Source organism: Shewanella sp. MBTL60-007 (assembly GCF_019654915.1).
GTDB lineage: Bacteria > Pseudomonadota > Gammaproteobacteria > Enterobacterales > Shewanellaceae > Shewanella.
The window spans coordinates 53063-78635 of record NZ_BPET01000020.1 but is presented as its reverse complement, the minus strand read 5'-3'; the positions used below and the strand labels follow the sequence as shown (position 1 = coordinate 78635).

The following is a 25573-nucleotide window of genomic DNA, read 5'->3' as shown; positions in this document are numbered from 1 at the left end:
GTGCAGCGTTAGCCTATGAGTATTCGCAGTGCTATTTTTTACTCGTGTTTGCCAACGCTCTATTTCGACAATGCCTTTAGTCTTGCCGATTCGGCTTTCGCTTCTTGTAGCCCTTCGATGAGTTTATCTACCTGCGCTTCATTTAGGCAGTAGAGCGAGACAATATCGACAGCATACTCGCCAACGGCAGTTAGTTTTATGCCACCTTTTGAGCACAGCACGGGGGCCATGTAGGCTGATACATAGATAGTTGCGTCATTGGCGATGACCGATACTTTCTTGCCTTCGATGGTCATTGCACCTGAGGTGGTTGAGGTGAGTAAACCCATAGTCATGATTAAGGCATTAATAGTGTAAGTGAAACTTAGGATTAATTTTCTGGGCATATCGCAGTTCTCTGTAAGTTGTATTCAGGTGATTATACAGGTGTGTAACCCATCATGGTAATACACCTGTATAACCAACTGTCTGCTTGGCGAGCTCTGTCATAGCTCAGTCGATATTCACTACTTGTTTCTGATAGCCTTGCCTTGTTTATTACCCAATGATGACGGCTGTAAATGGTGGGGTAGCCGAAAAAGATAAATAAAAATGCCAAGCATTGGCTTGGCATTATTGGAGTAAACTTACGTCTCGCGCTTAAATTAGGATTAGCCCAGCGCTAACCAGATACCAACGGCGAGCATTAAGCTACCAGCGATGCGATTCATCCATTTGATATTGTCGCCACGACTTAGGAATATTCTCAGGCTCTTACCACCAGCGGCATAGGCCATCATGCTAATGAGCTCAGTGAATAGAATGATGCTGACCAGCGCGATAAGCTGCGGAGCAACATCTCGCTCGACACTGATAAAAGGCGGCAGTAGTGACACCATAAACGCCCAGCCTTTAGGGTTGGCGATAGCGGTGAAAAAGCCCTGTGAGATCAATTCTACATTACTGACGCTAGGCGTTTGCTGACCTTCAATGATGGCCATCTTGCCTCTTGAACGCCACATATTGACGCCGATATAACACAGGTACAGCCCGCCTACCCATTTCAATATGGCAAAAAGTTCAGGGTAGTTAAGCATGATGCTAGCAACGCCCATCACCGCAGCAACGGCAACTAAGGCGACACCAACCAGCTCACCAACCATCATCCATAGGGTGCGGCGAAAGCCAATACTCATGCCAAGTGTCATGGCTAAGGTCATGCACATACCTGGGGTAATAGAAACAAAGAAGAAGGTCGGTAAAAACACCGCTAATAAAGTTAAGTCTGGCATTATTTAGTTTAAATTGAGATTAATCGAGCATAGATAGAAAAGGGGCATAGTGTAGAGAATAAACCTAACTTAGGGTAGAGCTGATATTACTAAAAATCTGCCGAGAGGCAGGTTTTTAGTAATATCAAGCACGCTGGAAGCAAAGCTATGGTTAACCCAGTCAATATCGCTCTAGCGAGCTTTTCTAAAGTGCAGAATTTCACCACGAATGATCATGAGGTGCTGTCACATTAGAAGGCCAATTCTCACGGTGAAATTGAGCTGATGATAGGGCCGTTGTTTATGCTGGTGGTTGGTTAATAGCTTGAAACACTTAAGGATTGATTATGTATCGTGGTAATAACTTGGCTAATCGATTGTATCAATAATAATGATTTCACAATCGGTTGTAGCGCTTAATAAAATGGATTTTGACTGAGTGACCTCCGCGCCATCACCTTTATTCATGGAGGTTTTGTCTATTTGCCTCCCCGAGGTATCTACAATGTCGAACATACCGCTAGAGGCTAAAATGTAAGCCTGATTGTTAATATGATGCTCTATCATTGTCCCTTGGGCTAATCGGCCACCATAGATACGTGCTTCTTGGTTGATAAAAAGCGGCTCGCTCTCTCCCTTGCTTTTGTCCTCATTATACCCTGATACCAACAGCGTTAGTGATTCTTGCTGCAGCGTAGGGAATTTTTGACTTTCCCAGCGAGGCTCAACGTTTTGCTTATTAGTCTCAATCCAAATTTGATAAAGGGTTAATGGGTCTTTGGTGCGATTATATTCCGAGTGCATAATGCCTGAGCCTGCACTCATTACTTGCACTTCACCCGCTGCAGTGATGCCTTTGTTTCCGCTACTGTCTTGATGGGTGATCGCGCCTGAGCGAATGAAGCTGATAATCTCCATATTCCTGTGTGGGTGAGATGGAAATCCCATGCCAGCTTCAACCCAGTCATCATTGACAACACGTAGTTTACCAAAGCCCATACGGTCAGGGTTATAGTAATGAGCAAAGCTAAAGTGATGTTTAGTTTTGAGCCAGCCGTGGTTAGCATAGCCTAAACCGTTATAGGGATAATGTTTGATCATAAGATCTCCTTGCGCTTTAAATATAAATCTCATTGATAAACAGAGCGGTAATTCTTGTTATCAATGAGCTATACGAGCATCAAATATTATATTGGGTGACATATCTGCGTTTGCTCGTATGTTTTAGCTAAATTGCTCATCTCTAGCATGAGGAACTGTCCAATCTTGTTTATGGGCTATTGGTACAATACCGTAGGGGTTTATAGCTAAATGGCTGGCATAGTAATGACGTTTTATATGTGCTTGATTAACAGTTTTAGCAATATTAGGTATTTGGTATAGCTCTAACATAAAGCGGTAAAGATTGTTGTATTGCTCGATTAGCTTTAGGTTACACTTAAAGTGCGTGTGATAAACCGAATCAAAACGTACTAAGGTAACCCACAAGCGCCAGTCTGCTTCTGTCAGCTCATCCCCTGTTAAATATCGCTGTGTCGATAGTTTGCTCTCAAGCTGTTCAAGTACTGAAAATAAGGCGCTAACATTTTTATCGTAGGCTTCTTGTGTCGTTGCAAAACCTGTTTTGTACACACCATTATTAATGTTGTGATAAATCCGCTCGTTCTCAATATCAATTTTTTCCCGTAAATGCTCTGGATAAAAATCAAGTGTATTGCCGGTAATGTCATTAAAGGCACTATTGAACATGCGAATGATTTCTGATGATTCATTGTTAACGATGACGTTGTTTTTCTTGTCCCATAAAATTGGTACGCTATTCACGCCACTATAATTGGGGTCTTGAGAGAGATACTTGTCAGCAATATAGCGATCTCCGTATAACTCATCACCCGTTGTGCCATAAAGCTGTGCAGATGATTCATCATGCTTAAAGCTCCAGCCTTTATCATGCATATCTGGATGCACAACACTTACGGTAATTAAATCCTCTAAGCCTTTTAGCTGGCGGAAAACTAAGGTTCGATGCGCCCACGGGCAAGCAAGTGATACGTATAAATGATAACGGTCAGCTTCTGCTTTAAATCCTCCATGCCCGCTAATGCCGGCACTGCCATCTGGGGTTATCCAATGCCTAAATTGTGACTCTTTACGCTGATACTCGCCATTTTTGATACTGCTGTTCCAGCTGTTCTTTACTGATGTCATGGTAGGAGCCTCGAGTGATAAGTTGGTTTCTGTTTTTACGATTGATTAAGCTAAACGCTGCGCGACTGCGTTATCAACAGACAACTTACCTGCGCCACTAAACACTAATGAGATTGATATAGCGAGCAATGTCAGCGCGAACTCGTAACCATTGTTTGCCATGAATAAGCCGTTATCAATATGGGCACTAACAATAGCGACGATCATAGTGATAGCTAAAACAAAGCTGGTTGGTCTGGTCAGCAACCCGACTATTAATAATATACCGCCGAAAAACTCTACGCTACCAGCCATTAATGCCATTAAGTAACCGGGGGCAAGTCCAATTGATTCCATCCATTGCCCCGTTCCTTCTAAGCCATAACCACCAAACCAAGCAAATAGTTTTTGTGCGCCATGAGCCATAAAAATTATTCCAGCAATTAAACGTAGTGGTAGTGTTGATGCTGATTGTTCAGTTTTAGTGATGATGCGAGCAATGCTTTTAATGTTCATGATTTTCACCTTAATAGTAATTCAACGTCATTATTAGTGACGTCTTAATAATGGGTTCTTGTTAATATGTCGCTATTGTATAAGTTGAATGATCATTGAATAACCCTTAATATTTGTTTTGTTTGTTCAAAAAAATTGAACATTTAATGAGGGGGAGTGGCTCACTCATTGTCGACATAAAACTTGGCTAAAAAACAATGAAGGTTAAACAATGAATACGCCTCCGCTTAGCATTGAAGCATTAATGGTCTTAGATGCGATTGAACATCGCGGCAGTTATGCCGCAGCAGCAGAGCAATTAAATAAAGTCCCTTCAGCACTTTCTTATATAGTGCAAAAACTAGAAGAACAATTAGGCGTAACTTTGTTTGTACGACAAGGAAGGCGAGCAGTGCTTACACCTGCTGGTAAGCATTTATTAGCGGAAGGCCGTAAGCTCTTATCTGCAATCAATACTTTGTCAGAGCAAACGCAAACCATCGCCAATGGCTGGGAGCCTAAAATTCGCATCGCTTGCGACTCCATTATTGATATCAAGCCTGTATTTACTGTCATACAAGAATTTTTATCTGAACATCAAAACATTGAAGTTGATGTGCAAGAAGAGGTTATGAATGGCACTTGGGAAGCATTAATTGAAGATAAAGTGGATTTAGTGATTGGCGCGCCAGCTCCCGTACCTAATCAAAAAGGGATCAGAGCAATAAAGACTGGGGAGTTAAACAGTGTATTGGTTGTTAGCAAATCGCATGAGCTTGCTGTCAAAGTATTGCACGCTATAGAGCCGATTCAAGCAAGTGAATTAAGTCAATATCGAAACATTATTGTGCATGATACGGCGAAACATGAAATTCCATGGTCAGCTAACTTGCTCCAAGGCAGTCAACATTTTTATGTGAGTTCTATTATGCAAAAGATTGCTGCGATTCTTGCTGGGATAGGTATTGGTCACTTACCACTATCTATGGCTCACCCCTACCTTGCATCTGGAGAGTTGGTTGCAATTGAATTAGAAGACAAACCAGCACCTCAAGAGTTGTTTATGGCGTGGAAAATAACAAATAAAGGCAAAGGGCTGAATAGGCTAAAAGCGATGTTACTAGAGGAAAAAAATAATCCAAATGCTTAAATGAGCAAATTTATATGAAAGCTCATGTGGTAAAAGTGCTAGCAACACAAGGTTAAAAGCAGCCCTAGCGCTTTAGCGATTGGGCTGCTGCCAGTTTGCGTACTCTCTGCCTTTTAGTGTTGAGTCGCTTTAGTACTAAATCATTTTTGAGTTAAAGCACACCGCGACGTTTTTGATCACGCTCAATCGACTCAAATAGGGCGGTAAAGTTACCTTCACCGAAGCCTAGGTTATTCTTGCGTTGGATGATCTCAATAAAGATGGGACCAAATAGGTTCTTGGTAAAGATCTGCAGTAGGTAACCACTCTCGTCACCGTCGACCAAAATCTGATGATGCTTAATACGATCACGGTCTTCGGTTACCTGCGGTAATTTGTCGAAGATGGTATCGTAGTACTCAGGGATAATATCTAAGGTCTGAATCGATGTGCCTTCCATCGCATCGAGTGAAGCTACTATGTCACGGCTTCTAAACGCGAGGTGCTGTACGCCCGGACCATCGTATTCACGTAGATACTCATCGATCTGGTTCTTTTCGTTGCCTTTGCCTTCGTTAATAGGGATACAGAAGCTGCCATCTGGCGAGCGCAGTGCATAAGAGATAAGTGCAGTTTCCGAACCTTTGATGTCAAAGTAGCGTACCTCTGTAAAGCCGAAGATATCTTTATAGAAGTTTGACCAATACTCCATAGTGCCTTTGTAGACATTATTGGTAAGGTGGTCTACTTCAATAAAACCTTTCTCTTGAACGATGATCTGCTCGTCTAAGTCTTCAAAGTCAGTCGCATAGATATTATCGTCTGCACCAAAGGTATCGATAAAGTAAATTAAGCTATCACCAATGCCGTAAATTGCAGGATAAGGCATATCTTTTGCGGCTTCATCGGCAGGTTTTGCTCCGCGTGCTACCGCACCATCGAAAGCAAGCTGTGCATCTTCAACGCGCCAACCCATAGAGCAAATCGCTGGGCCGTGACTCTTAGCAAACTCGGCAGAAAACCCTTTGCGCTCGGTATTCAATAAAAAGTTAATGTCATTCTGTTTGTAGTACAGAATGTCTTTTGATTTAGACTTCTTTAGTAGTGAAAATCCGAAGTCGATAAAGACCTGATGCATGAAGTCTTGTTCTGGTGTCGCAAACTCGGTGAATTCGATGCCGAGTAGGCCCAGTGGGTTTTGTTCGCTTGCCATTGTTGTGTCCTCTGTCAATTTGTTGCTACATACCAGCCATTCTATTGATGGCTTCTTTTGATAGCTTAAAGTCTTGAAAAAATCGTCTTGGTTAGCTTTCAATCCAAGAGCGGTTGTAGTCGTCGCTCATGCAATGTTTTACATGTTCTGTTAGTTTCAGTGGGGCGAAAGTATCGACCATCACTGCGTATTCGTAGGTTTCGGTTTTACCGATAGAGGCCTCAGTGCGACCAGGCTGTGGTCCGTGGGGAACTCCTTTTTGATGCAATGTCATATAACCCGCTTCGATCCCCGTGCGGCTCATAAAATCGCCGTCAACGTAATACAGCACTTCATCGCTATCGATGTTACTGTGGTAATAGGGCGCGGGGATCGACTCAGGGTGAAAATCGTAGGGACGGGGAACGAAATTGCAGATCACAAAATTGTGTGCGGTAAAGACTAAGTGATCCGACGGTGGAAGGTGGATCTTACCAACCTTAGGCGCATATTCCTGAATATTGAACGCCCAAGGATAGACGCAGCCGTCCCAACCCACTAAGTCGAATGGATGCCACTCAAGTGAGGTGAGTTGATACTTGTCGCCAAATTTACAAATAAGCGGAAAATCGCCTTTCTCTACGATGGCATCTTGTAATTCAGGTGTGCGCAAGTCGCGCTCACAATAGGGAGCAGACTCAAGCATTTGGCCATATTCATTTCGAAAATGCTTAGGGACTTCAACCATGCTCGATGACTCGATGACAAATAGGCGTACATTGCTGTAGTCATCAAACTTTAATTGGTAAGTCGTGCCCCGAGGGATCACGAGATAGTCCCATTTTTTAACGGTTAGTGCGCCATATTCGCTCAAGAGTGTGCCTTGACCTTCGTGAACAAAGATCACTTCATCGGCATAGGCGTTACGGTAAAACTCGTCACAATCTTCGCTGACTTTGGCGGTATACATGGCCACATCATTATTAAAGAATATCTTGTTACGGCTACTAAAAAAGTTACCACTGCTGTCAGCTTTTTTAGTGTCGAGTTTATAGTTCTGTACTAAAGAATCTTGCCAGTCTTCACCATGAGATAGGCTGTAAGGACTCACCGCTAATGCCTTAGTTGGCATGTTGTGGTGGTACTTATTGGAGTAGATATTAGAAAAGCCATGGGTAGAGAACAGCTCTTCACGATAGAGCTCTCCATCGTCTTTTTTAAATGTGATATGGCGCTTAGGGGGCACCATTCCTTGCTTCACATAAGATGGCATATTCGCTTTCCTTCGGCGCTCAAGCGCACTTATCAAGATAATAATGTGATCTAGGTTCAATTTAGTTGCTTGAATGAACAAAAAAAAGAATAATAATTAACCTAACTCAATCTAATTTTTTGATGGTCAGCTTTGGTTTACGGGAGAGAAGTTTATGCGCATCGATGTCGACGCTTTTAAAGTGTTACAGGTATTAGTCGAAGAGGGCAGCTTCGCTAAGGCCGCAGAGCGCCTGCATAAAGCCCAATCTGCGGTGAGTTATCAAGTGAAGAAGCTCGAGCAACATCTTGGTGTAAACCTTTTTTGTCGCGACCAATACCGGGCCGAGCTAACCCCCGAGGGAGAGGTTATCTTGGCTGAGGGGCAAAAGCTGCTGCAGTATCTGGCCAATATTGAACATCTAGCCAGTCGATTTAGTGAAGGCTGGGAGCCTAAACTTGAGATTATTATCGATGGTGCTCTGCCGATGAATCCGATAATGCGGGCGCTTAAACGGCTGTCGCAACTACAGTTGCCGACAAAGGTTCAACTTAATATGGAGTTCTTGGGGGGCGTTCAAGATAGGTTCGAGCGGGACAGTGCCGATCTGATGTTAGTTAAAGATTACCGCACTGGCCCTAATTATCGTCCTCAACCACTGCCGCAGATCACCAGTGTATTGGTGGTCAGTGCTGAGCACCCTTTAGCGAAAGAGCAAAGCCTGAGTTTATTCGAACTACAGCACCATGTGGAGTTGACCATTGAAGACTCTTCGGCCGATAAACATTACCGAGATGAGTTGCAGTTTGGGGGAGATAAGGTGTTTTACCTCTCAGGCTTTATGATGAAGAAGGACGCACTCATGATGGGGCTTGGCTTTGGTTGGATGCCAGACTTTCTTATTGAAGAGGAGCTTAGCCGTGGCGAACTTGTTGAAGTGGATTTTAGCGGTGGCAGTCGCTACAGCTTTACCCCTCAGCTGGTTTCAACCATGGAGCGTCCACTCGGTCGAGCGGGACGCCTGTTTACTAGTTTAATTATGGAGGAGTTTGCTTCGGAAAATACCTAGCACGAGGAAACCCCTGTGCTTATTGTCGAGCGCTTGTCAATTTTACCCACACTAGATTTGCAGAATGGATATAGAAATGCGACTACGCCTCTGGCATTACCACTATGCAACAAGATTCGAAGTGAGCCTACATAGCAGCTCTTTTGTCTCTAGGTGTTAAATGTTAATTGACTAAGGAATTAATTAAATGATTGAAATTAAGATTTTTAACTCAACTCTAAACGTTAAGCTTGAGTTCAGTTTACATTTATTAGAATAGCCTTAATGAAGCTTGGTACAGCATATGCAGACTTAAGTTAGTAGCCGATTATGGCTCGGCGTCAATTTAAGATGTATAGCTACCTAGGTTAGGTGGAGGTTTATGATGAACAACTCAATTTTGCAAGGTTACGTTACTAGCCTGTACAGTAAGTATGTAAGCGATCTTAAGCTAGGAGAGCATCATGTCTCCGATAAAAGGCTTCAAGAATTTGTCGCCGATCTTAACAAGGCTGGTCTCTTACTGGAGTCATTTAACTGGAGCGAGTGGTATCAGAATAGCTATATGGTGGATAGACCCGAATACATAGCCGATGCGTCGTTTTACGAGTGCCAGCTCCTGTTAACCGCCATGGCTCGTATCGATAGGTTTAGTCCCGGCATCTTAAGTAACATGCGTTGCCAAGGGGTGTTAATTGCCATCTTGGATCGTTTTCAAAGTCTCTACTATCAAAAGGCTGTTTAATAAGATATTTTCCGCCCAAGCCCTTGTAGCTATAAAATAGAAAGAGCCGCAAAATGCGGCTCTTTTGGTTTGCTTATGATTAAGCGCGCTTAGCCTTCAAATGGCACGGGGCGAGGCGTGTTCTTGTTAGAAGGTGGCAAGATTGGTAACACGATTTGTGGCTGCTCACCAGTTAAAGCGTTAAGGAATGCGACCATCTCTTTCACCTCTTTATCTGATAGTTTCTGCCCAAGCTGAATATCGGCCATGGTGTTAACTGCTTCTTCAAGCTCCCAAACGCTACCGTCATGGAAGTACGGGTAGGTAAGTTCGATATTACGTAATGTTGGGACCTTGAATACAAACTTATCGGCTTCTTTGCCTGTAACGCCTTTTCTACCCACAGCTGGATTATTGGTGTGGAATGGCTTAACAAGGCCCATCTTCATATACATGGTGCCACCAACAGCTGGGCCATTGTGACAACTTACGCAGCCTTTATCTTTGAATAGTTGGTAACCCGCCTTGGCCTGCTCCGAAATTGCATCTTTATCACCCTGAAGGTATAGATCGAACGGTGCGTTTGGTGTGACTAAGGTTTTTTCAAACTCTGCAATCGCGTCGGTGATCATATCGATGTTAACATCTTTAGAGTCATACACTTTTTCAAAGCGTGCCTGGTAAGCAGGCATAGACCGTACAGTGTCTACGGCTAGCTCATGGCTAAAGCCCATCTCTTTAGGGTTGGCAATCGGTCCACCCGCTTGCTCTTTAAGATCTTTGGCGCGACCGTCCCAAAACTGTGCTAGACCATACTCTGCATTAAGTACGGTAGGTGAGTTAATTGGGCCTTCTTGCCAGTTATGACCGATTGATGTCGGTAGTGCATCAACGCCACCGATTGATAAGTTGTGGCAAGAGTTGCATGAAATGAAACCTGACTTGGATAATCTTGGTTCGAAAAACAGCATTTTACCAAGTTCTACTTTCTCTGGGTTGGTGATCACAGCCGCAGGGATGATTTCAATGGGTTCTTTCGCGGCATTTGCGCTGACAGATAAGGTAGAAAGTAGTGCGATGGAGAGTAAACTAAGCTTATTCATAATGACCTCAAGTAAACATTGCAGTTTGTAGGGTTAATTTATGAGGCAATAATAATGAGCTTTGGAAAAAGAATATAACGCTTTGTTTCGATTAGGACTATCGTGGATTTGGATTGATATTTTGCGATATAGGTCGCAGACAGGCTACCTAATGTTAGGTAGGTTGAACAAGTATTAAGTCAGAGTCGCAGTCCTAATCCTCATTAGAGCTTTATTGAGATAAAAAACCGTTTAAGAAAAGCCAAAACGGTCTCATTATTATTTGTTTAGCTTTCGCAGTAGTATTTTTCTATCTATCCAACGTGCTGTATGACTGAGGTGATCTTGGCTTTTCTTCAGCCAGTGGCGTGCCCAAGGATATTCAAGGCTCAATACTGCAAGGCCTATGGGCAGCAGCAACCAAGCCGGACCAGGCAGAATGATTAATAGCGTGCCAGCTAGCGTCAGCGTTGCGCCAACTAGCGTAATAATTGCTTTTTTCATCATATAGTCACCTTTCTTCAGTAATCTGTTTGTCATTGCTAACTATTAGTGTAAACCAAAGTTAAAGTGATGATTTGGCTTAATTGTAACAAAGACTCCTTAGATGAAACCTAGGTGGATTTTTGCCTGAACTCTTGGTGAGAGCAGGGCTGCGACTGGTGTTATCCAAGGTTTTGACTAAAATATTGGAGTAGTTAAAGCAAAGTGCTGACAGCGTAGCAAGGGAGAGTATATCGGCAGTTGCTGTGAGTTTAAGGTGGGAATGTGAGATCCGCTCTTAACGTGTCTATTCAGCTTTCAACCGTTTGGCGAGCTTTTTGTAGAAGGCTCGCTAGAGTCTGTTTGTGCCTATGGTTTATCGGTTTTTCAAATCCCCTTTATGCAGAGACCTTATATTTAACGTCACTACACTGGCCGCCTTTTTCAGGCGCACAGTTAAAGAACCAAGGCGCCAGCATTGCAGTCGCGAGAGCTGCTCTGGAGGCCGTAGGACATACACTCGTTGTAGATTTCTACCCCTGGAGTCGAGCCGTAAGAATGGCATCGCGTAATGACTCTAAATATTCAGGTTACCTTCCTGAATATGCTTACCCGACCGATAAGTTTATTTTCTCACTGCCGATGGGTAGAAGTGCTCTAGGTATAGTGGAGCAAAAGTCACACCCTATTAGTTGGATGCAACAAAGGGATCTTAATCACTATACGATAGGGATCGTTAAAGATTATGTGAATACCAGTGAGCTTGACAAGATGATTGCTCAAGGCAGCCAGCCTTTTGAAGCGGTCGCATCGGATCTGCATAATTTGAATAAGGTGGCTACTGGCCGGATAGATGCAGCGATTATCGATGAGCATGTGCTGCAGTATCTGCTTGCCCAACCGAACATGGCACATATTCGAGACAAACTTCAATTTAATAAGAAATTATTGACCTACAAAGAGCTGTTCATTGCTTTTAAAAATGATGCGGATGGTCGCAAATGGCGGGATCGCTTTAATCTGGGAATAACTAAGATAGATATACAAAAGATTTTGAAGCAAAACATGGCCCAATAGGGGACTAAGTACGTTTTTGAGTAAAAAAGGAGCATAGGTGGCAACTGTGGTGTTAATTCGTGGCTTGATGCGGGATAAACGACATTGGAGCGAGTTTGCTCATTTGCTGCAAAAGAGAGTGCCTAATGGAGGGAAGGTTATCTCGCTAGATATTTTAGGTAATGGCGACTTTGTTCATTGCAAGAGCCCATTGAATATTGATGAATATGCCAAGGAACTCCTTTTACGCCTTCGCCGGATGACCAGTGATGACTGTTATCTCGTCGGGCTATCAATGGGCGGCATGGTAGCCCTGCAGATGGCAAGTCTAGAGCCACAGCCTGAGTGCACTGTCCGTGACGGTAAAATAAAAGGTCTGGCTGTGCTCAACACTAGCGCGGCGAATTTGTCACCTTGGTATCAGCGTTTTCAAATTGGTGCTGTGTTTAGCGCATTTCGCCGCAGAGTTAAAGCCCCGAAGAGCAGTCTACTGGAAGCCACGATTATTGCCTTAACGAGTGTGACTCAAAAAAATAACCTCCGCCTAGCGCTTAAGTGGACTCAATACCGAGCAAAAATCCATACGCGTTTTACCAATGTGCTACGGCAACTTTGGGCCTGTTGGCAGTTCAATTGTCCGGCGGTGATTGGTGTACCGATAACGCTAGTGAGCGGTTTGGAGGATAAGTTGGTTAATCCTGACTGCAGTCAAAAGCTTGCTCGGCATTATCGGAGCAAGCTTATAGAGTTTGACTACGCTGGACATGACCTGAGCTTGGATTGTCCCGAAAAGCTTTGTCAGCAGCTAATCGAGAGTTTCTTTGCAAAACCTTAAGCTTTTGCAACCACAGTTTGACCGATAGGCGTTAAGCTCAAAATGGCTAACTTTAGGTGCTGAAAGGCAAATGGGATCCCTATGATGGTGACGGCACAAGCCAGCGCATGGACGATATGACCTATCGCTAACCAGATCCCGAAAAATAGGAACCAGATAATGTTCCCCACCATACCAAATGCACCGGTTCCAATGTCTTCGTTACCTGTCAGTGTGCGTCTGTTGATGGAGTCTTGTCCAAAAGGCCAGAATGTCATTTCGCCGATCACAAAACAGGCTCTACCGAATGGGATGCCAATAATGCTGATAAAGCAGAGCAGCCCAGCGAGCCACCATGCGAGTCCCATCACAAATCCACCTAAAACAAACCAAGCAATATTAAACACTAAACGAAGTACTGCCATTAACGGCTCCTTATATTTACACTTGCCCATGTGGGCAAATCATACTTTAGCGATTTTCGTGCCAAAAATGTATTTTATTGTATTTTAAAGAGTTATTTAGATTGTTATTGGGTGGGAGTAGCGGGTTTGACTAATTGTTAGCGATTTAAACACGATTAATAATTGCGATTGACTAACTGATGTTTTCAATTCAAACACGCTATTTATCACCGCGTTAAATGGTTACGCACAGTGAGAGATAAGGTTTACAATAGCGACATTAGTCAGAATCAATCGATAAATTAACGGCTATCGAGTTCATCTTCAGGACGTTGTCGTTTGAAGTGACCCTCGTTAAGCATTAATAATGGAATGTGAGTAAATCGCCTTTGTTAGTTAATACCCCTGTAGAGTCAATTAGTTTTAATGGTATTCAGATCTATGTAAAACGTGACGATCTGCTTAGTGAAGCGTTTTCTGGCAATAAAGCCCGAAAATTTGCTTACTTTCTCGATAATGATGTCGTAGGGAAAAAGGTTTTGGTAGGTCATGGCTCACCCGTTGCCAACTCCCTATATTCCATGTCGGCGCTCGCCAAAATTAAGGGATTACAGTTAGATTTCTATGTCGATCATATAGCCAAGCAGGTACTCACTTCGACTGTTGGCAATTATGCACAGGCTATCGCTAATGGCGCCAATGTGATTGACCTATCTAAAGTTGCCGACCGAGAAGAGTTGAGTTGCATCGAATATATCGAACAAAAAGTGCTGCCAGGGAACGATGAATTGCTGTTTGTACCTGAGGGTGGGCGCTGTGAGTATGCAAGATATGGTGTCCACAAACTGGCTCAAGAGGTTATAGAGTGGGCTAATGCGCAGCAATTAAGTCAGTTACGGGTTTTCTTACCCTCTGGTACGGGAACGACTGCAGTATTTCTCAGTGAGTTCCTCGCGATAAATGCGCCTCATATCCAAGTATCTACCTGTGCGTGTGTCGGAGACCGTGAATATTTAAAACAGCAGTTTACCTACCTTGTTGCGGATGAGAGTTTGCACCCACAGATTGTCGAGTTAGATAAGAAGTACCATTTCGGTAAGCTGTATAAGCCATTTTACGAGATGTATAACAAGGTTTGTGCATCAGGTATTGAGTTTGAACTGCTGTACGATCCTCTTGGCTGGATGTGTGTTGAGAAATTACTCGAGGTCGATTCGAAGTCGCCAATGCTTTACATTCATCAAGGTGGCTTATTAGGTAATGCGACTATGCTACCTAGGTACCAACGTAAATATGGCTATTAGTAAGGGAAATTGGAACAGAACGAAAGTTTCCATTTGGTTAGGCTTAATACCTTTTTAAGGTATGGCCTAACCCAAATGAATTTGACTAAATAGCTGAGTAGATGTTCAGTCCTATTCGTTTGCCTATGAAGACAAACATTCGATACGGTGAGAGGAGGTGTATCGAAGAGTCAGTTTTTAGCTGTTGCTAGCTTATTTATTACCAGACAATAACCATTTCATAAATGATAGCGCTTCGGTACGCTTAGAAAAGGTCTGTCTATTTTTGCCTCGACTGTCGGTAAAGGCGATTGATGTTTTGTTGACTGAAATTGAGTCTACTGGAAAGTTAACGGTAATTTCATGTCCATTTACTAGGTATGACATATGGCCACACTCCTTATATTTATTGCTACCTATTATCGGTAGTGTTTTTTAACAATAAGATATCCTTAGCATTTTTGCGAAAGATGAATTTTAAGTTCTATGTGAGAGTACTCATCTTTTTATGCTTATACAAGCAGCTTGTGTTCAATAATATCTGTAAATTTGCTTACTAGATCTCAAAATAAACATAAAACAAGCAGCTAAAGTTAAGCATAAAGTTATGACAGTGATATGACTGTCAGTAAAGATGATCTAACCTGTTGAGATAACGCTTATGTGGGGATCGAACGACGAATCGTGGATTTTACAACTGACTATCTAAAAGGGACTTTCTTAAAAACTGGGCGAATTATATTCAGTAAAAAAGCCTTGTCAATAAGCTAAATGGAATTTTTGTCTAAATAATTGCCATAATAAAGTGTTAACAAGGAGTTGGAGTTTGTTAAGGTAACGGTAGTGCTGCTGTGACAGCAAGGGAACCTATTTTTGAATGGAGTCTATATGCCGCTGCGAATTATCTATACCGTACTCCTGCTTATGGTATTTTCGACCTCGTTTTTTACTCATGCAACTGGAATTGTATCGGTAGCCAATAAAGCTAAACAACCTACCGAAGCGTCTGAACCTCTGTTACCCAAACAGGAATCCTATGACTATAAAGACAGTCTATTTCGAGACACGCCAAGAGGCACGCTCGCAGGCCTTTTTGAAGCGGCATTTGAGCAAAATTATGACAAGGCTGCCAAATACTTAGATTTACGTTACCTGCCTGAAAGCATGGATGCCGAACTCGGGCCTGAATATGCTAAGCAATTAATCGCCATTATCGAGCGTAATATCTGGGTTAATTTGCAAGAGGTCGATGATACACCCAGCGGAAGCAGTAATGATCAGTTACCCAATTACCGGGACGCCTTCGGCCGAGTCGAGGTGAAAGGCAGTGAAATTACGCTATTACTACAAAAGGTTCCAGACAAAGAGTTAGGCTCAATTTGGAAGGTCTCTAACGCAACGGTTGCAAAAGTGCCGTTGCTATATAGCGAGTTGGGCTATGGCCCCGTGGTAGAGTGGTTTGTACAGCATATTCCGCAGGGGCACCTGTTTAAGTTAAACCTTTGGGAGTGGGCACTACTCATTTGCTACCTACTACTGGCTTTATTGGTGGTCATACCGATCACTTGGATCGCTAAAAAGGTCATTTTGCGCAGTGATTACCAGTATAAAGAAGATGTCGCTCATCTGGTTGTCGGTCCATTTCGTTTGCTGGTTGCATTATTGCTGGTAAGAGCCTGGATGGCACACACTACACTGTCTGCTAACGTGATTGAGGTGGTGAATACAGGCGTCTTACTCTTAATTGCGGTGATCTGGTTCATCTGGTCTTTGACCGACGTCATTCAAAACAGTTTGCGTTTACGTTGGATAAAGCGAGGCAATAGTCAGAGTGCGTCTTTATTGAGGCCTCTTGCTAATTTTACTCGAGTCATGCTGGTAGCATTATCGGTGCTTATCTGGCTAGAACATTTGGGCTTTGATGCATCAACGATATTGGCGGGTTTAGGAATTGGCGGTATCGCTATCGCTTTGGCGTCAAAGCAGTCGATTGAAAACTTTATCGGTACGATAACCCTCTATTCATCGGCACCAATTAAAGTGGGAAATATTGGCCGTTTTGGCAATATTACAGGTACGGTAGAAGAGATTGGACTTCGTTGTACTCGCATTAGAACCATAGACCGTTCGGTGATCAATGTACCAAATGCTCGACTGTCAGAAATGGATATTGAAAACATTTCTGAAAGGGAAAAAATCCGTCTGAAAACGGATATTCGCCTAGACTATCGGACAACGACAGAGCAGATCCACAATATCATCGATGATATACGCACCCTATTAGAAGAACATGAAAAAGTGGAGGAGAGTCCACTGAGAGTGACTTTTAAAGGCTTTGGCCTATATGGGTTACAACTCAATGTGTTCGCTTATATTGGAACCACTGATTTTGCTGAGTTTCAGTTGGTGTCAGAAGAGTTACATTTCGGGATAATGAATGTGGTAACTAAACATGGTTCTCGTATTGTACCTGTAGTGCCTGTTGCTGCGACTCAGACCTAGTATTTTGGCATATTGATAACAAAGGCCGCATTTGCGGCCTTTTAACTTTTAAAGTCAGTGTTAATAAATCAGTTCGCCAATCGAGTTGAGGAGCTTACTTATGCCCTTAGTGAAGTGCTGTGGCGCATCCACAACTGTGTAGCATAAGCATCCATTTGCTGTTTTAGGTGAGTGTTTATGTTGGCCATCAAGTTCAATAAAGTCACCAGGTACATATTGGCTAAACTCATCTTCAAAAGTGCCTGCTATAAGTAGGGTAATTTCTCGACCAGCGTGGGTGTGTTCGGGGATCTCTCCATTAGCATCGATATGTAATAAACTTGCCCGTGCAGAGCCTTCATCTGCATCTAGTCGCATACGACTTATTTTTCCAAATCCGCTCCACGACTTATTTGCTTGTTGAACTAACGCGCGAGGTAGTTGGTATTGATAGCCATTGACTTGCACAAGTTGTCTAGTTGTGGAGTGGCTCGGCAGGGCCGTTGCAGGTAATTCCATGATCTGAGCCATCATGTCATTGAAATCCAACTCAGTAATTTTAGACTCAACCAAAGGTTCATCGTCTACAAGGTTATCTAGCGCTAACTGTTCGGTAAGCTTTTTTAGCTTGTTCCTACATGCAGCACAAAGCTCACAGTGAGCGGATACTGCATTTGCAAGACCGAGATGCAACTGCCCTTGAGCATGCTGTAATAGCATCTCCTCTTTTGGATGATACTTAATCATAATCTTTCTCCAAAATGCTTCTCAGCTTTACAAGGCCTAGTCTGAGTCTTGACTTTATTGTGCCTAAAGGCACGTCTAATTTACTGGCGAGTTCTTGTTGGCTTAATTCCTGAAGATAAATCCCTTTGACAACTTGTCTTTGACGTAGGGGCAACGCATCTACATGTTTGAGTAACTTGCTTGTGAGAATGTGGTCAGGATGTTCATCAGCTATGACGGTTTCGAATACTGGCCAAATATCATCAGCATAGGTGTCTTCTTTGTTATGTTGAACTTTTCTAAGCATATCGAAGCAACGGTTTCTCATTATCGTAAAGACCCAAGTGGTGATAGAACCTATTTCTGGGTTGAAAAGGTGCGCTTTGGTCCAAACAGTTGTCATTGTCTCTTGAACTAAATCTTTGGCTAAACCTTGATTAGCGAGTTTTTGGTTTCCAAAACTGAGAATTTTTGGCGCAAAATAACTAAACAGTTGGGCATAAGCCTGCCTGTCGCGACTTTCGGCTACCTCAGTCAAGCTTTTTGACAGCTTGTCTATAATCGCTTCTGCATCTTTGTCGTCCATAGATTGATTATTTGTGACTAAATATGCTTTATCATAATCACTTTGGCGACTTTGTGATTGAATATTTTGCATTCTTACCACTCTTTATGTGAAAAGGCGGTCATTGTTCGCCATATAGGATAAAGGTGTGTACGTAAGCATTTTTAGTTTAGATCACTTTCTTTTAGAATATCGTCTAAGAGACTTAACGCAATCCGATGGTCGTTGCTTGCAATACAATGCTGCTTTTCAATAAGTGGTAAAGGAAGGATCTCTAACCACCTTTGGCAAACCCATGATAAGTCAGTAAAGTTCTCTAGGTTATACCGGCTTAAATGAGTGGGGTAATGAGTCAATAGCTCTTTTAATACTAGCGTTAACTTTTGCTGGTTAATCGCTATTGGTGTGGGCTCCCACGACGGCATAATTGTCACTTTGCCTCGCTTTAAGCCATCGTTCTCATGTTTGAAGTAATCGAGTTTAAACTTATCGACTCCAGTAATGGTTATTCCCAGTAATCCATCTTCTAAGGTTTCAAAATCAATAATTTTGCACCGAGTTCCGATAGGAAGCAGTGTTTTTTTGTCCTCATCTAACATGCACACACCAAAGCCGAGTTCATTGTTTAATGACTCTTTTACTAGTCTTTGATATCTCACTTCAAATATCCTCAGCTGCGCAAAGCCGCCGGGTAAAATACAAACTGAAAGTGGAAAAAGTGGTAATAACATAATACTCACACAAGTTAAGGACTATAGTTATATACGGCAGTAGTAGTAGTCCCGATCATTTTATGGTTTCTATTATTGGTGTTTATTTTTGTGGCAAGCGGTGGATGTTAATAAATTAGCTAAACTGTGGCGTGGGTAAATGATTTCTAAGGGAAATTCTTTATAATTGGCCTAAAACAATAAAAATGTAAGGGACTGTTATGACGCAAATGCTGGCAAGTGTCGATCAACGTACTAAGCTCGTTGGTGAAAACCGACTTGAGCTATTGCTGTTTAGGATCAGTGCCACTCAGCTCTTCGCTATTAATGTTTTTAAAGTGAAAGAGGTGGTTAAAGTTCCTAAATTAAGTGCAATGCCGGGCAGCCATAACAGTATCATCGGCGTTGCAAACCTGCGTGGAATGTCTATACCTGTTATCGATTTGCGAAAGGCGATAGGTTTTAGGCAGTCCGTTATTCAGCCTGAAAGTAATCTCATCATTACAGAGTATAACCGTTCCGTTCAGGGATTCTTGGTCGATAAGGTTGAACACATCGTTAACATGACCTGGGGCGACATCATGCCGCCACCGAAAACGGTAGGCCGAGATAACTACTTAACTGCAATAACACGTATCGAATATCAAGATAAGCAAGAGCTGGTTTCGATTATCGATGTAGAGAAGGTGCTTGCTGAGATCATTCATTACGACATTAAGCTGTCAGAGGGAGTCCTCGATGAGCGCCTTTTACCTCAGATGCATGGTCGTAGAGTGTTAATTGTCGATGACTCGGCAACCGCGCGGCGACAAGTGCGCGAAACGCTCGAGCAATTAGGTTTAGAGGTGATTGAGGCGACAGATGGCTTAGTCGCGCTGAACCTTCTAAAGCGTTGGTGCGATGAGGGAAAAGTGATAACCAATCACATCTTAATGCTGATCACTGATGCCGAGATGCCCGAGATGGACGGTTACAAGCTTACCCATGAGGTACGCAGTGACAAACGCATGGCAGACTTGTTTATTACCTTAAACACCTCGCTTAGTGGTAGTTTCAATAATGCCATGGTCGAAAAAGTCGGCTGCGATCGCTTTATCTCTAAGTTTCAGCCGGATCTGTTGGTAGAGGTGGTGCAGGACAGATTAAGAGAGAGCTTAGCTGTTTAGCTAAGCTCTGCAATGGAAGAGTCGCAAACTAATTTAGATCTAAGTTATTCTGCGTGCTCTTCTCTTAACTCTCGTAATACCTGCTTTTTTAATTCAGGCACTGCAGCAATATTTATCTGGGCGATACGCACCGCAAAGCCAAACCTATCTTTACCCACAATAGCGATAACATCTTCTAAAAAGCGTTTGTCGAGGGTAAATTGCTTGGCATAAAACGCTATAGCCTGGCTGACCGAACGATAACTAACGCCATCGAAGCTAAATGAGGCGTTATAGCCATAATCGTCGATGACAACACCATTAAGGCTCAGAGGCCAACCGCTGTAGTTCACCCTATCCCGTGCGATCTCATACATCATCCAGCCGCTTTTCTTAAAGCCACCGAAGACCTTGTCCTCGAACTCAGATTCCTCTAGCTCCTGTTTGGTCCAGTTAACGCCGATAGCAAGGTGTTTCTCGTAGATCCGCATTAGCTCATCTTTGACCGCCATTTTACAGTCCCAAATCGAAGTAAGCTTATGTTGTTTAGCGAGTCTTAAGCATTCACCGCAGCAGGGAACCGTTAAAGAGGGGTGAGGAGTGTAGGTTTCTTTTAGATAACTCCATTGCTGATTACTAGGCTCGCCGCAAAACCAGCAACTATGCCTACGATCAAAGGGGATATCGATTAAGGGGGCTAAATCCTGCACTGAAACGTTTCCTTTTTTATAAAAACAAAGCGCACAACGGATTAGATTGTGCGCTTTGGCAATTTTATCATTTTAAGACTAGGGCTTACTCTTTTTCAATGTCCACAAGCGATGTGGCTAGAACGATAGGGTCGACCTCTTGGCAATCTTGATCGGCAATCCAATCTACGCCAATCAGTACGCCGTCATCGTTAAGGTCGCTAACCCAGAACTCTAGAAACTCTTCAAGAGTGATCGCGACAGCTTTGTAGTCTTTCCATTCGTCGGTGCAGTGGCTTTTAGCTTGCGCTTCTTCTGACCATAAAGGCATCACGTCTGTGGCTTCATATTCAGAAGAGTCGCAGACAACCCAGCCTTCACCTGTCTCATCTTGAAGACCCCAAACAACTTGGGATAGTTTTACGTTGTTGATGAAACTTTCTAATGCAGGAGTCATTTCAGTCATGATTAATCTCTTGTTTGGTTAGATATCGATAAGCTATCGAAAGACGAGCTTTAATGAGTAATAGTCTGCAGTTGGCGCCGGATTTTAGCAAGCTATTTAAAGTATATATCTAAGTTGAAAGAGGATAAAAGTAGGATAATTCAGCGACATTCGTTTGCAAACTGAGCACTTGCAACACAAACATCATTTGGTCGTAATATTTAAGTGAATTTAGTCTATATTATGCAGCGAACATAGTATGATATTTTACAAAGGTTTGATTAAACAATACTCAAGGCTTAGGCGAGATTAAGTGTGTTTAAGGAAAGTTTAATCAAACAGAGTCATTTTATACGTTACAGTCATTCATTTTGGGAGTCTTCAATTGTTAAAATCAATCCCCCTGGCTACAGCGCTTCTTCTTTCGACCTCTACTGCTTACGCGGTGGAGCAGCCTAATTGGGCTAGTTGTGTCGCCAGTCTACAACAGACGGCAAAATCTGAGGGTTTATCTCAGCAAACTATCGAGCACACTTTGGCAAACGTGAAATATGTACCAAGAGTGATAGAGCTAGATCAAAAGCAACCGGAATTTAGTAGCTCTTTTGAGAATTACTTCAGTAAACGTGTTACCGATTGGCGAGTGGAGCAGGGGCGTAAGCTCTATCGCGAGCATAAAGTGCTATTACAAAAATTGGCAAAGGAGTATGGGGTTCCGCCTCAGTACCTGCTAGCGTTTTGGGGACTAGAAACTAACTTTGGATCCTACAAGGGCAAGATGTCAGTGCTAGACTCCTTGGCAACCCTTGCATGCGATCCAAGGCGCAGTGGCTATTTCACTACTGAGTTGATGCAGGCGTTAAAGCTTAAAGAGCGTTATAACTTTGCCGAAACCGATATGGTCGGCTCTTGGGCTGGTGCAATGGGGCACACTCAATTTATGCCATCGGCCTATGCAAAATACGCCATTGACGGCGATGGAGATGGTAAAGCAGACCTGTGGAACAGTACTGCAGATGCGTTAACCTCTGCGGCAAACTTCTTACAAAATCTCGGCTGGAAGCGCAATGAGCGTTGGGGACGAGAAGTGACGTTACCGGCAAATTTCACTTATGCTCACCTAGGTAAGGCCGAAGCGCAGCCTTTGGCTCGCTGGGCGGAACTTGGGATCACTCAGGCTAATGGCTCTCCATTAAGTACGCCGGATATGCAGGCTGCACTGTATCTACCATCGGGGCATACCGGGCCTGCATTTTTAGGCTATGACAATTTTGATGTGATCATGCGCTGGAATCGCTCAACCTTTTACGCCATTGCAGTCGGCCATCTTGCCGACAGGATCAATGGTGGTGTAGCACTTAATGTCACGCCGCCTAAGATGCCAAATCTTAGCCGCGCTCGTGTGAAAGAGTTACAAAGTCAATTAAATGCCCTAGGTTATGATGTCGGCAAGCCCGATGGTATTTTAGGGGCGAAATCATTGAAAGGGCTGAGAGCCTACCAAAAGAGCCAAGGATTAGTTGCCGATGGCTATCCCGACGAGGCTACGTTTAACGCATTGAAAGTTAAATAGAGTTGTAAAATGCTAGGGGTGTAATCAAAACGATTGCACCCTTATTCATTGTCGCTTAGATTAACATCCATAAAATTTTGTTGGGGAATATTATGGATGATTTAACGCACGCACAGCGGCAACGTTTAGCTTTTATCGACTTTAGTTTGCAGTATTTTGGCCAAGTCTCTCGTCAAGACTTGATTAAGAAATTTGCCACAGGACTCGCAGCTGCAACCCGAGACCTTCAAAGTTACAAAACATTAGCGCCAGATAATATGCGCCTAGTGCATCAGACTAAGAGCTACCATCGTCTCAGTGACTTCACCCCGCTATTTGAGCATGAGCCCCAAGCAATTCTGCACGGATTAGCGAAAGGGTTCGGTGACGGTCTTTCTCATCCCGTACAGCCGAGTCGGGTATGCATAGATGCGGTGCAACTGATTCATCCCCACACCTCAGTCGTTGCTGCACTGATGCGAGCCATCCAAGATAAACAGGCGGTAAAGGTAGCCTATGTGTCGGTCTCCTCTGGGGAAAAAATCCGCGAAATCGTTCCCCATGCGTTGGTGAATAATGGCCAACGCTGGCATGTAAGGGCCTATGACAGGGTTAATGGGGTCTTTAGTGACTTTGTTGCAACACGTATTAAGTCCATTGAGCTTATCTGCGCAGAGATCAACGACAATGAGCGCAGCGAGAATGATTTAATGTGGCATAAAGAGGTACAGCTAGTACTTGTTCCACACCCATCATTGACCCACCCCGAAGCGATTGAGCTGGACTATCAAATGCAAGATAAACAGCTAACATTAACCTCAAGAGCCGCTTTAGCGGGGTACCTGTTGCGCCAGTGGAGTGTTGACTGTTCAACTAAGCATCAAATCACCTCTGGCGTTTGCCAGCTTGCGTTGGCGAACACAGAGGTACTGCAACAGATTGAACATATCGCTATCGTGCCAGGCGCGAGGCATTGAACCTATAATGGCCCCAAAGCCCTTTAGGGTATAGGCATAACAGCAGATAAAACTAGAGGCTTCTAGTCAGTTTTGCTAAGCTGCGGCCATTAAATTTGAGCTAACAGTGTTAAGGAATACCATGAGTATTAAAGACGATTCAGTTGTGCAGTTTAACTACACACTACGCGATGAGCAGGGTGAAGTATTAGAAACTAACGAAGGTTTAGACCCGATTGCTTACCTTCACGGCCATGACAACATGATGCCTGGCGTCGAAGATGCGCTAACAGGCAAAGAGGTTGGGGCTAAGTTTTCTGTGACTCTGCCAGCGAGCGAAACTTATGGCGAGCGTAACGAAGATTGCGAACAGCGTGTTTCTGTAAAGCATTTGCAAGGTGCAAGCGTCTGGAAGCCAGGCATGCGTGCATTGATCAACACTGATCAAGGTCAGCGCCAAGTGACTATATTAAAAGTCGGTAAGTTCATGGCGACTGTTGATATCAATCACCCGCTTGCGGGCCGTGAGTTAACCTTCGATCTGGAAGTTATGGACGTACGTGATGCAACCAGCGAAGAGATCGCCCATGGCCATGCTCACGGAAAAGGCGGGCATCAACATTAAACTGATATCAATCAGTTGATTGAAGCCCAACAATGTTGGGCTTTTTTGTGATGGTTAAAGAAGATAGTTCATTATGATTATTCAATTTTCCGCGGGAAAGCTCATTCTCTCGCCATTTGAAGTTCAGGTACGACTGGACAATGGTTGCCAGCTCTATGCCATGGTAGATGACATTAAGTTTCATCAAGACGCATTGATGCTGGTGGCCGATGCTGGCGCGGTTCGATGGAATATTAAGCTCGATTCAAACGAGCAACTACAAGAGATCAAAGACGAGCTCGGTATTGCGTAACTAGCGAGTGTTACCTTCGTTAATATTATCTTTTACTGCTTCGATACCCAATACGCATTATCGCTTAGCTATTACTTTGCTTTTGCGAGCATACTAAAAAGAAAGGAACCATATGTCTGCCAATCAATTAGAACGTATTACCATTGAACCCACAGTCGCCGCTAAGGCCTGCGTTATCTGGCTTCATGGCCTAGGTGACTCAGGTGCAGGTTTCGCTCCTGTGGTGCCAGCATTAGGTTTAGGTAATGCTCATAGCATCCGCTTTATCTTTCCCCATGCACCAGAGCAAGCGGTGACCATTAATGGCGGATATATCATGCGGGCTTGGTACGATATCAAGAGCATGGATCTGCATGAACGAGCAGATAAGCAAGGTGTTGAGCAGAGTGAGCAACAGATCATTGCTTTGATTGAAGAACAAATAGCGCTTGGGATCCCGTCGGAAAACATTGTATTAGCAGGTTTTAGTCAAGGTGGGGTGATGAGCCTATATACCGGGCTTAGGTTGCCTTACAAACTGGCGGGGATCATGGCGTTGTCCTGTTATCTGCCAAGTGGTGATTCCTTGCCTAAAGGGCTTACAGATTTGAATCGTGACACCTCAATCTTACAACACCACGGTGTTGAAGATGATGTGGTTCCAGTGGATGCAGGTCTGATGGCCTTTGAATTGCTGCAACGCGCAGGGTTTAATACCCAATGGAAAACATACAATATGGGTCACAATGTTCTGCCTGAGCAACTTCAAGATATTTCGTTTTGGTTACAATCTGTGTTGGCATGCGGTAAATAAAATCTGTTAGCCTGTTTTTTGTGCAGTTCCGGGGAGCGACTTTGGTCGCTGCCTGTTCTGTCTTTAGGATAATGCGCGTTATTTCTAACTTCTTCTAACTCAGTGTATTTTAGTGATTTATTTTTTATTCCCCTTCCTATATTTGGATTAATGCTTTTTCAGTTAATTTATAAACTACCCCCTGTTTTATATGGA

The 25573-nt window shown here is 43.4% G+C and carries 29 protein-coding genes; 13 read left to right on the top strand and 16 right to left on the bottom strand.

Translation table 11 applies throughout. From position 1 onward, the window contains the following. Positions 1-59 precede the first annotated feature (59 nt). The 5 genes from K5Q92_RS09400 to K5Q92_RS09380 all read right to left on the bottom strand — a co-directional run bounded on the left by K5Q92_RS09400 (position 60) and on the right by K5Q92_RS09380 (position 3953). Positions 60-386: a hypothetical protein gene (locus K5Q92_RS09400; protein ID WP_220768744.1), complete on the bottom strand. Its 327-nt coding sequence runs from the start codon at positions 384-386 to the stop codon at positions 60-62. A 264-nt stretch (positions 387-650) separates the two neighbouring features. Further along, entirely contained in the window at positions 651-1271 is a 621-nt protein-coding gene (locus tag K5Q92_RS09395) for a LysE family translocator (protein ID WP_220768743.1), read from the bottom strand. Between the two features lie 348 nt (positions 1272-1619). After that, positions 1620-2351 carry a pirin-like bicupin family protein gene (locus tag K5Q92_RS09390; RefSeq protein ID WP_220768742.1) on the bottom strand — a complete coding sequence of 244 codons (732 nt, stop codon included), beginning with the start codon at positions 2349-2351 and terminating at the stop codon, positions 1620-1622. Between the two features lie 123 nt (positions 2352-2474). After that, positions 2475-3458: a glutathione S-transferase family protein gene (locus K5Q92_RS09385; protein WP_220768741.1), complete on the bottom strand. Its 984-nt coding sequence runs from the start codon at positions 3456-3458 to the stop codon at positions 2475-2477. A 45-nt stretch (positions 3459-3503) separates the two neighbouring features. After that, complete coding sequence (locus K5Q92_RS09380) at positions 3504-3953, bottom strand: DoxX family protein (RefSeq protein WP_220768740.1); 450 nt, start codon at positions 3951-3953, stop codon at positions 3504-3506. 211 nt (positions 3954-4164) lie between these two features. On the opposite strand from K5Q92_RS09380, the gene K5Q92_RS09375 reads away from it, so the two are divergent. Continuing rightward, positions 4165-5082, top strand: a complete 918-nt coding sequence (locus K5Q92_RS09375; RefSeq protein ID WP_220768739.1) for a LysR substrate-binding domain-containing protein — start codon at positions 4165-4167, stop codon at positions 5080-5082. Between the two features lie 151 nt (positions 5083-5233). Here K5Q92_RS09375 and hppD read toward each other — a convergent pair whose 3' ends face one another. After that, positions 5234-6274, bottom strand: a complete 1041-nt coding sequence (gene hppD / locus K5Q92_RS09370; protein ID WP_220768738.1) for a 4-hydroxyphenylpyruvate dioxygenase — start codon at positions 6272-6274, stop codon at positions 5234-5236. A 91-nt stretch (positions 6275-6365) separates the two neighbouring features. Further along, on the bottom strand, positions 6366-7526 hold the full coding sequence (locus K5Q92_RS09365) for a homogentisate 1,2-dioxygenase (RefSeq protein ID WP_220768737.1): 1161 nt from the start codon (positions 7524-7526) through the stop codon (positions 6366-6368). A 154-nt stretch (positions 7527-7680) separates the two neighbouring features. Here K5Q92_RS09365 and K5Q92_RS09360 point away from each other — a divergent pair, with 154 nt between their 5' ends. Beyond that, positions 7681-8574: a LysR family transcriptional regulator gene (locus K5Q92_RS09360; RefSeq protein ID WP_220768736.1), complete on the top strand. Its 894-nt coding sequence runs from the start codon at positions 7681-7683 to the stop codon at positions 8572-8574. A 361-nt stretch (positions 8575-8935) separates the two neighbouring features. Continuing rightward, positions 8936-9298, top strand: coding sequence for a DUF6508 domain-containing protein (locus tag K5Q92_RS09355; RefSeq protein ID WP_374758445.1), 363 nt, complete (start codon positions 8936-8938; stop codon positions 9296-9298). An 89-nt stretch (positions 9299-9387) separates the two neighbouring features. Here the strand turns inward: K5Q92_RS09355 and K5Q92_RS09350 are convergent, their stop codons facing one another. Both K5Q92_RS09350 and K5Q92_RS09345 read right to left on the bottom strand, forming a co-directional pair. Continuing rightward, positions 9388-10380 (bottom strand): cytochrome-c peroxidase, encoded by a 993-nt coding sequence (locus K5Q92_RS09350; RefSeq protein WP_220768735.1) that lies wholly within the window; start codon positions 10378-10380, stop codon positions 9388-9390. Positions 10381-10638: 258 nt separating this feature from the next. Beyond that, complete coding sequence (locus K5Q92_RS09345) at positions 10639-10866, bottom strand: PGPGW domain-containing protein (RefSeq protein ID WP_220768734.1); 228 nt, start codon at positions 10864-10866, stop codon at positions 10639-10641. Between the two features lie 339 nt (positions 10867-11205). On the opposite strand from K5Q92_RS09345, the gene K5Q92_RS09340 reads away from it, so the two are divergent. Both K5Q92_RS09340 and K5Q92_RS09335 read left to right on the top strand, forming a co-directional pair. Beyond that, positions 11206-11919, top strand: a complete 714-nt coding sequence (locus K5Q92_RS09340) for a substrate-binding periplasmic protein (protein WP_374758447.1) — start codon at positions 11206-11208, stop codon at positions 11917-11919. A gap of 37 nt (positions 11920-11956) precedes the next feature. After that, positions 11957-12733 (top strand): alpha/beta fold hydrolase, encoded by a 777-nt coding sequence (locus K5Q92_RS09335; protein ID WP_220768733.1) that lies wholly within the window; start codon positions 11957-11959, stop codon positions 12731-12733. Here K5Q92_RS09335 and K5Q92_RS09330 read toward each other — a convergent pair. Beyond that, entirely contained in the window at positions 12730-13137 is a 408-nt protein-coding gene (locus tag K5Q92_RS09330) for a YccF domain-containing protein (protein WP_220768732.1), read from the bottom strand. The two genes, K5Q92_RS09335 and K5Q92_RS09330, sit on opposite strands and share 4 nt — an antisense overlap. A 368-nt stretch (positions 13138-13505) precedes the next feature. Here K5Q92_RS09330 and K5Q92_RS09325 point away from each other — a divergent pair, with 368 nt between their 5' ends. After that, entirely contained in the window at positions 13506-14420 is a 915-nt protein-coding gene (locus K5Q92_RS09325; protein WP_220768755.1) for a pyridoxal-phosphate dependent enzyme, read from the top strand. Between the two features lie 192 nt (positions 14421-14612). Here K5Q92_RS09325 and K5Q92_RS09320 read toward each other — a convergent pair whose 3' ends face one another. Continuing rightward, the gene (locus K5Q92_RS09320; protein ID WP_202721980.1) at positions 14613-14786 is read right to left on the bottom strand and encodes a hypothetical protein; all 174 of its coding nucleotides are present in this window, start codon (positions 14784-14786) and stop codon (positions 14613-14615) included. Between the two features lie 501 nt (positions 14787-15287). On the opposite strand from K5Q92_RS09320, the gene K5Q92_RS09315 reads away from it, so the two are divergent. After that, on the top strand, positions 15288-16901 hold the full coding sequence (locus tag K5Q92_RS09315) for a mechanosensitive ion channel family protein (RefSeq protein WP_259649533.1): 1614 nt from the start codon (positions 15288-15290) through the stop codon (positions 16899-16901). A 60-nt stretch (positions 16902-16961) separates the two neighbouring features. On the opposite strand, the gene K5Q92_RS09310 is transcribed toward K5Q92_RS09315, so the two are convergent. The 3 genes from K5Q92_RS09310 to K5Q92_RS09300 all read right to left on the bottom strand — a co-directional run bounded on the left by K5Q92_RS09310 (position 16962) and on the right by K5Q92_RS09300 (position 18902). Beyond that, a complete protein-coding gene (locus tag K5Q92_RS09310; protein ID WP_220768731.1) occupies positions 16962-17627 on the bottom strand; it encodes a ChrR family anti-sigma-E factor in 666 nt (221 codons plus the stop codon). Then, the gene (locus K5Q92_RS09305) at positions 17620-18264 is read right to left on the bottom strand and encodes a sigma-70 family RNA polymerase sigma factor (RefSeq protein WP_220768730.1); all 645 of its coding nucleotides are present in this window, start codon (positions 18262-18264) and stop codon (positions 17620-17622) included. Before K5Q92_RS09305 ends, K5Q92_RS09310 begins: the two co-directional genes overlap by 8 nt. Positions 18265-18335: 71 nt before the next feature. Beyond that, entirely contained in the window at positions 18336-18902 is a 567-nt protein-coding gene (locus K5Q92_RS09300; RefSeq protein ID WP_220768729.1) for an LON peptidase substrate-binding domain-containing protein, read from the bottom strand. Between the two features lie 200 nt (positions 18903-19102). Between K5Q92_RS09300 and K5Q92_RS09295 the strand changes: the two genes are divergently transcribed. Beyond that, entirely contained in the window at positions 19103-20047 is a 945-nt protein-coding gene (locus K5Q92_RS09295) for a chemotaxis protein CheV (protein WP_220768728.1), read from the top strand. A 44-nt stretch (positions 20048-20091) separates the two neighbouring features. On the opposite strand, the gene K5Q92_RS09290 is transcribed toward K5Q92_RS09295, so the two are convergent. Both K5Q92_RS09290 and K5Q92_RS09285 read right to left on the bottom strand, forming a co-directional pair. Continuing rightward, positions 20092-20736 carry a hypothetical protein gene (locus K5Q92_RS09290; protein ID WP_220768727.1) on the bottom strand — a complete coding sequence of 215 codons (645 nt, stop codon included), beginning with the start codon at positions 20734-20736 and terminating at the stop codon, positions 20092-20094. 85 nt (positions 20737-20821) lie between these two features. Next, positions 20822-21181: a DUF2750 domain-containing protein gene (locus K5Q92_RS09285; protein ID WP_220768726.1), complete on the bottom strand. Its 360-nt coding sequence runs from the start codon at positions 21179-21181 to the stop codon at positions 20822-20824. Positions 21182-21545: 364 nt separating this feature from the next. Between K5Q92_RS09285 and K5Q92_RS09280 the strand changes: the two genes are divergently transcribed. The 5 genes from K5Q92_RS09280 to K5Q92_RS09260 all read left to right on the top strand — a co-directional run bounded on the left by K5Q92_RS09280 (position 21546) and on the right by K5Q92_RS09260 (position 25378). Continuing rightward, positions 21546-22733, top strand: a complete 1188-nt coding sequence (locus tag K5Q92_RS09280) for a lytic murein transglycosylase (protein ID WP_220768725.1) — start codon at positions 21546-21548, stop codon at positions 22731-22733. A 92-nt stretch (positions 22734-22825) separates the two neighbouring features. After that, on the top strand, positions 22826-23689 hold the full coding sequence (locus K5Q92_RS09275; protein WP_220768724.1) for a WYL domain-containing protein: 864 nt from the start codon (positions 22826-22828) through the stop codon (positions 23687-23689). A 121-nt stretch (positions 23690-23810) separates the two neighbouring features. Continuing rightward, positions 23811-24293: a peptidylprolyl isomerase gene (locus K5Q92_RS09270; protein ID WP_220768723.1), complete on the top strand. Its 483-nt coding sequence runs from the start codon at positions 23811-23813 to the stop codon at positions 24291-24293. Between the two features lie 73 nt (positions 24294-24366). Continuing rightward, positions 24367-24585, top strand: a complete 219-nt coding sequence (locus tag K5Q92_RS09265; RefSeq protein ID WP_220768722.1) for a DUF3389 family protein — start codon at positions 24367-24369, stop codon at positions 24583-24585. 112 nt (positions 24586-24697) lie between these two features. Then, positions 24698-25378 (top strand): alpha/beta hydrolase, encoded by a 681-nt coding sequence (locus K5Q92_RS09260; RefSeq protein WP_220768721.1) that lies wholly within the window; start codon positions 24698-24700, stop codon positions 25376-25378. Positions 25379-25573 lie beyond the last annotated feature (195 nt).

Excerpts from the sequence above, each read along its gene's own strand:
- K5Q92_RS09400 (WP_220768744.1), bottom strand. The coding sequence starts at position 386 with ATGCCCAGAAAATTAATCCTAAGTTTCACTTACACTATTAATGCCTTA.
- K5Q92_RS09395 (WP_220768743.1), bottom strand. The coding sequence starts at position 1,271 with ATGCCAGACTTAACTTTATTAGCGGTGTTTTTACCGACCTTCTTCTTT.
- K5Q92_RS09390 (WP_220768742.1), bottom strand. The coding sequence starts at position 2,351 with ATGATCAAACATTATCCCTATAACGGTTTAGGCTATGCTAACCACGGC.
- K5Q92_RS09385 (WP_220768741.1), bottom strand. The coding sequence starts at position 3,458 with ATGACATCAGTAAAGAACAGCTGGAACAGCAGTATCAAAAATGGCGAG.
- K5Q92_RS09380 (WP_220768740.1), bottom strand. The coding sequence starts at position 3,953 with ATGAACATTAAAAGCATTGCTCGCATCATCACTAAAACTGAACAATCA.
- K5Q92_RS09375 (WP_220768739.1), top strand. The coding sequence starts at position 4,165 with ATGAATACGCCTCCGCTTAGCATTGAAGCATTAATGGTCTTAGATGCG.
- hppD (WP_220768738.1), bottom strand. The coding sequence starts at position 6,274 with ATGGCAAGCGAACAAAACCCACTGGGCCTACTCGGCATCGAATTCACC.
- K5Q92_RS09365 (WP_220768737.1), bottom strand. The coding sequence starts at position 7,526 with ATGCCATCTTATGTGAAGCAAGGAATGGTGCCCCCTAAGCGCCATATC.
- K5Q92_RS09360 (WP_220768736.1), top strand. The coding sequence starts at position 7,681 with ATGCGCATCGATGTCGACGCTTTTAAAGTGTTACAGGTATTAGTCGAA.
- K5Q92_RS09355 (WP_374758445.1), top strand. The coding sequence starts at position 8,936 with ATGATGAACAACTCAATTTTGCAAGGTTACGTTACTAGCCTGTACAGT.
- K5Q92_RS09350 (WP_220768735.1), bottom strand. The coding sequence starts at position 10,380 with ATGAATAAGCTTAGTTTACTCTCCATCGCACTACTTTCTACCTTATCT.
- K5Q92_RS09345 (WP_220768734.1), bottom strand. The coding sequence starts at position 10,866 with ATGATGAAAAAAGCAATTATTACGCTAGTTGGCGCAACGCTGACGCTA.
- K5Q92_RS09330 (WP_220768732.1), bottom strand. The coding sequence starts at position 13,137 with ATGGCAGTACTTCGTTTAGTGTTTAATATTGCTTGGTTTGTTTTAGGT.
- K5Q92_RS09320 (WP_202721980.1), bottom strand. The coding sequence starts at position 14,786 with ATGTCATACCTAGTAAATGGACATGAAATTACCGTTAACTTTCCAGTA.
- K5Q92_RS09315 (WP_259649533.1), top strand. The coding sequence starts at position 15,288 with ATGCCGCTGCGAATTATCTATACCGTACTCCTGCTTATGGTATTTTCG.
- K5Q92_RS09310 (WP_220768731.1), bottom strand. The coding sequence starts at position 17,627 with ATGATTAAGTATCATCCAAAAGAGGAGATGCTATTACAGCATGCTCAA.
- K5Q92_RS09305 (WP_220768730.1), bottom strand. The coding sequence starts at position 18,264 with ATGCAAAATATTCAATCACAAAGTCGCCAAAGTGATTATGATAAAGCA.
- K5Q92_RS09300 (WP_220768729.1), bottom strand. The coding sequence starts at position 18,902 with ATGTTATTACCACTTTTTCCACTTTCAGTTTGTATTTTACCCGGCGGC.
- K5Q92_RS09295 (WP_220768728.1), top strand. The coding sequence starts at position 19,103 with ATGACGCAAATGCTGGCAAGTGTCGATCAACGTACTAAGCTCGTTGGT.
- K5Q92_RS09285 (WP_220768726.1), bottom strand. The coding sequence starts at position 21,181 with ATGACTGAAATGACTCCTGCATTAGAAAGTTTCATCAACAACGTAAAA.
- K5Q92_RS09275 (WP_220768724.1), top strand. The coding sequence starts at position 22,826 with ATGGATGATTTAACGCACGCACAGCGGCAACGTTTAGCTTTTATCGAC.
- K5Q92_RS09270 (WP_220768723.1), top strand. The coding sequence starts at position 23,811 with ATGAGTATTAAAGACGATTCAGTTGTGCAGTTTAACTACACACTACGC.
- K5Q92_RS09265 (WP_220768722.1), top strand. The coding sequence starts at position 24,367 with ATGATTATTCAATTTTCCGCGGGAAAGCTCATTCTCTCGCCATTTGAA.
- K5Q92_RS09260 (WP_220768721.1), top strand. The coding sequence starts at position 24,698 with ATGTCTGCCAATCAATTAGAACGTATTACCATTGAACCCACAGTCGCC.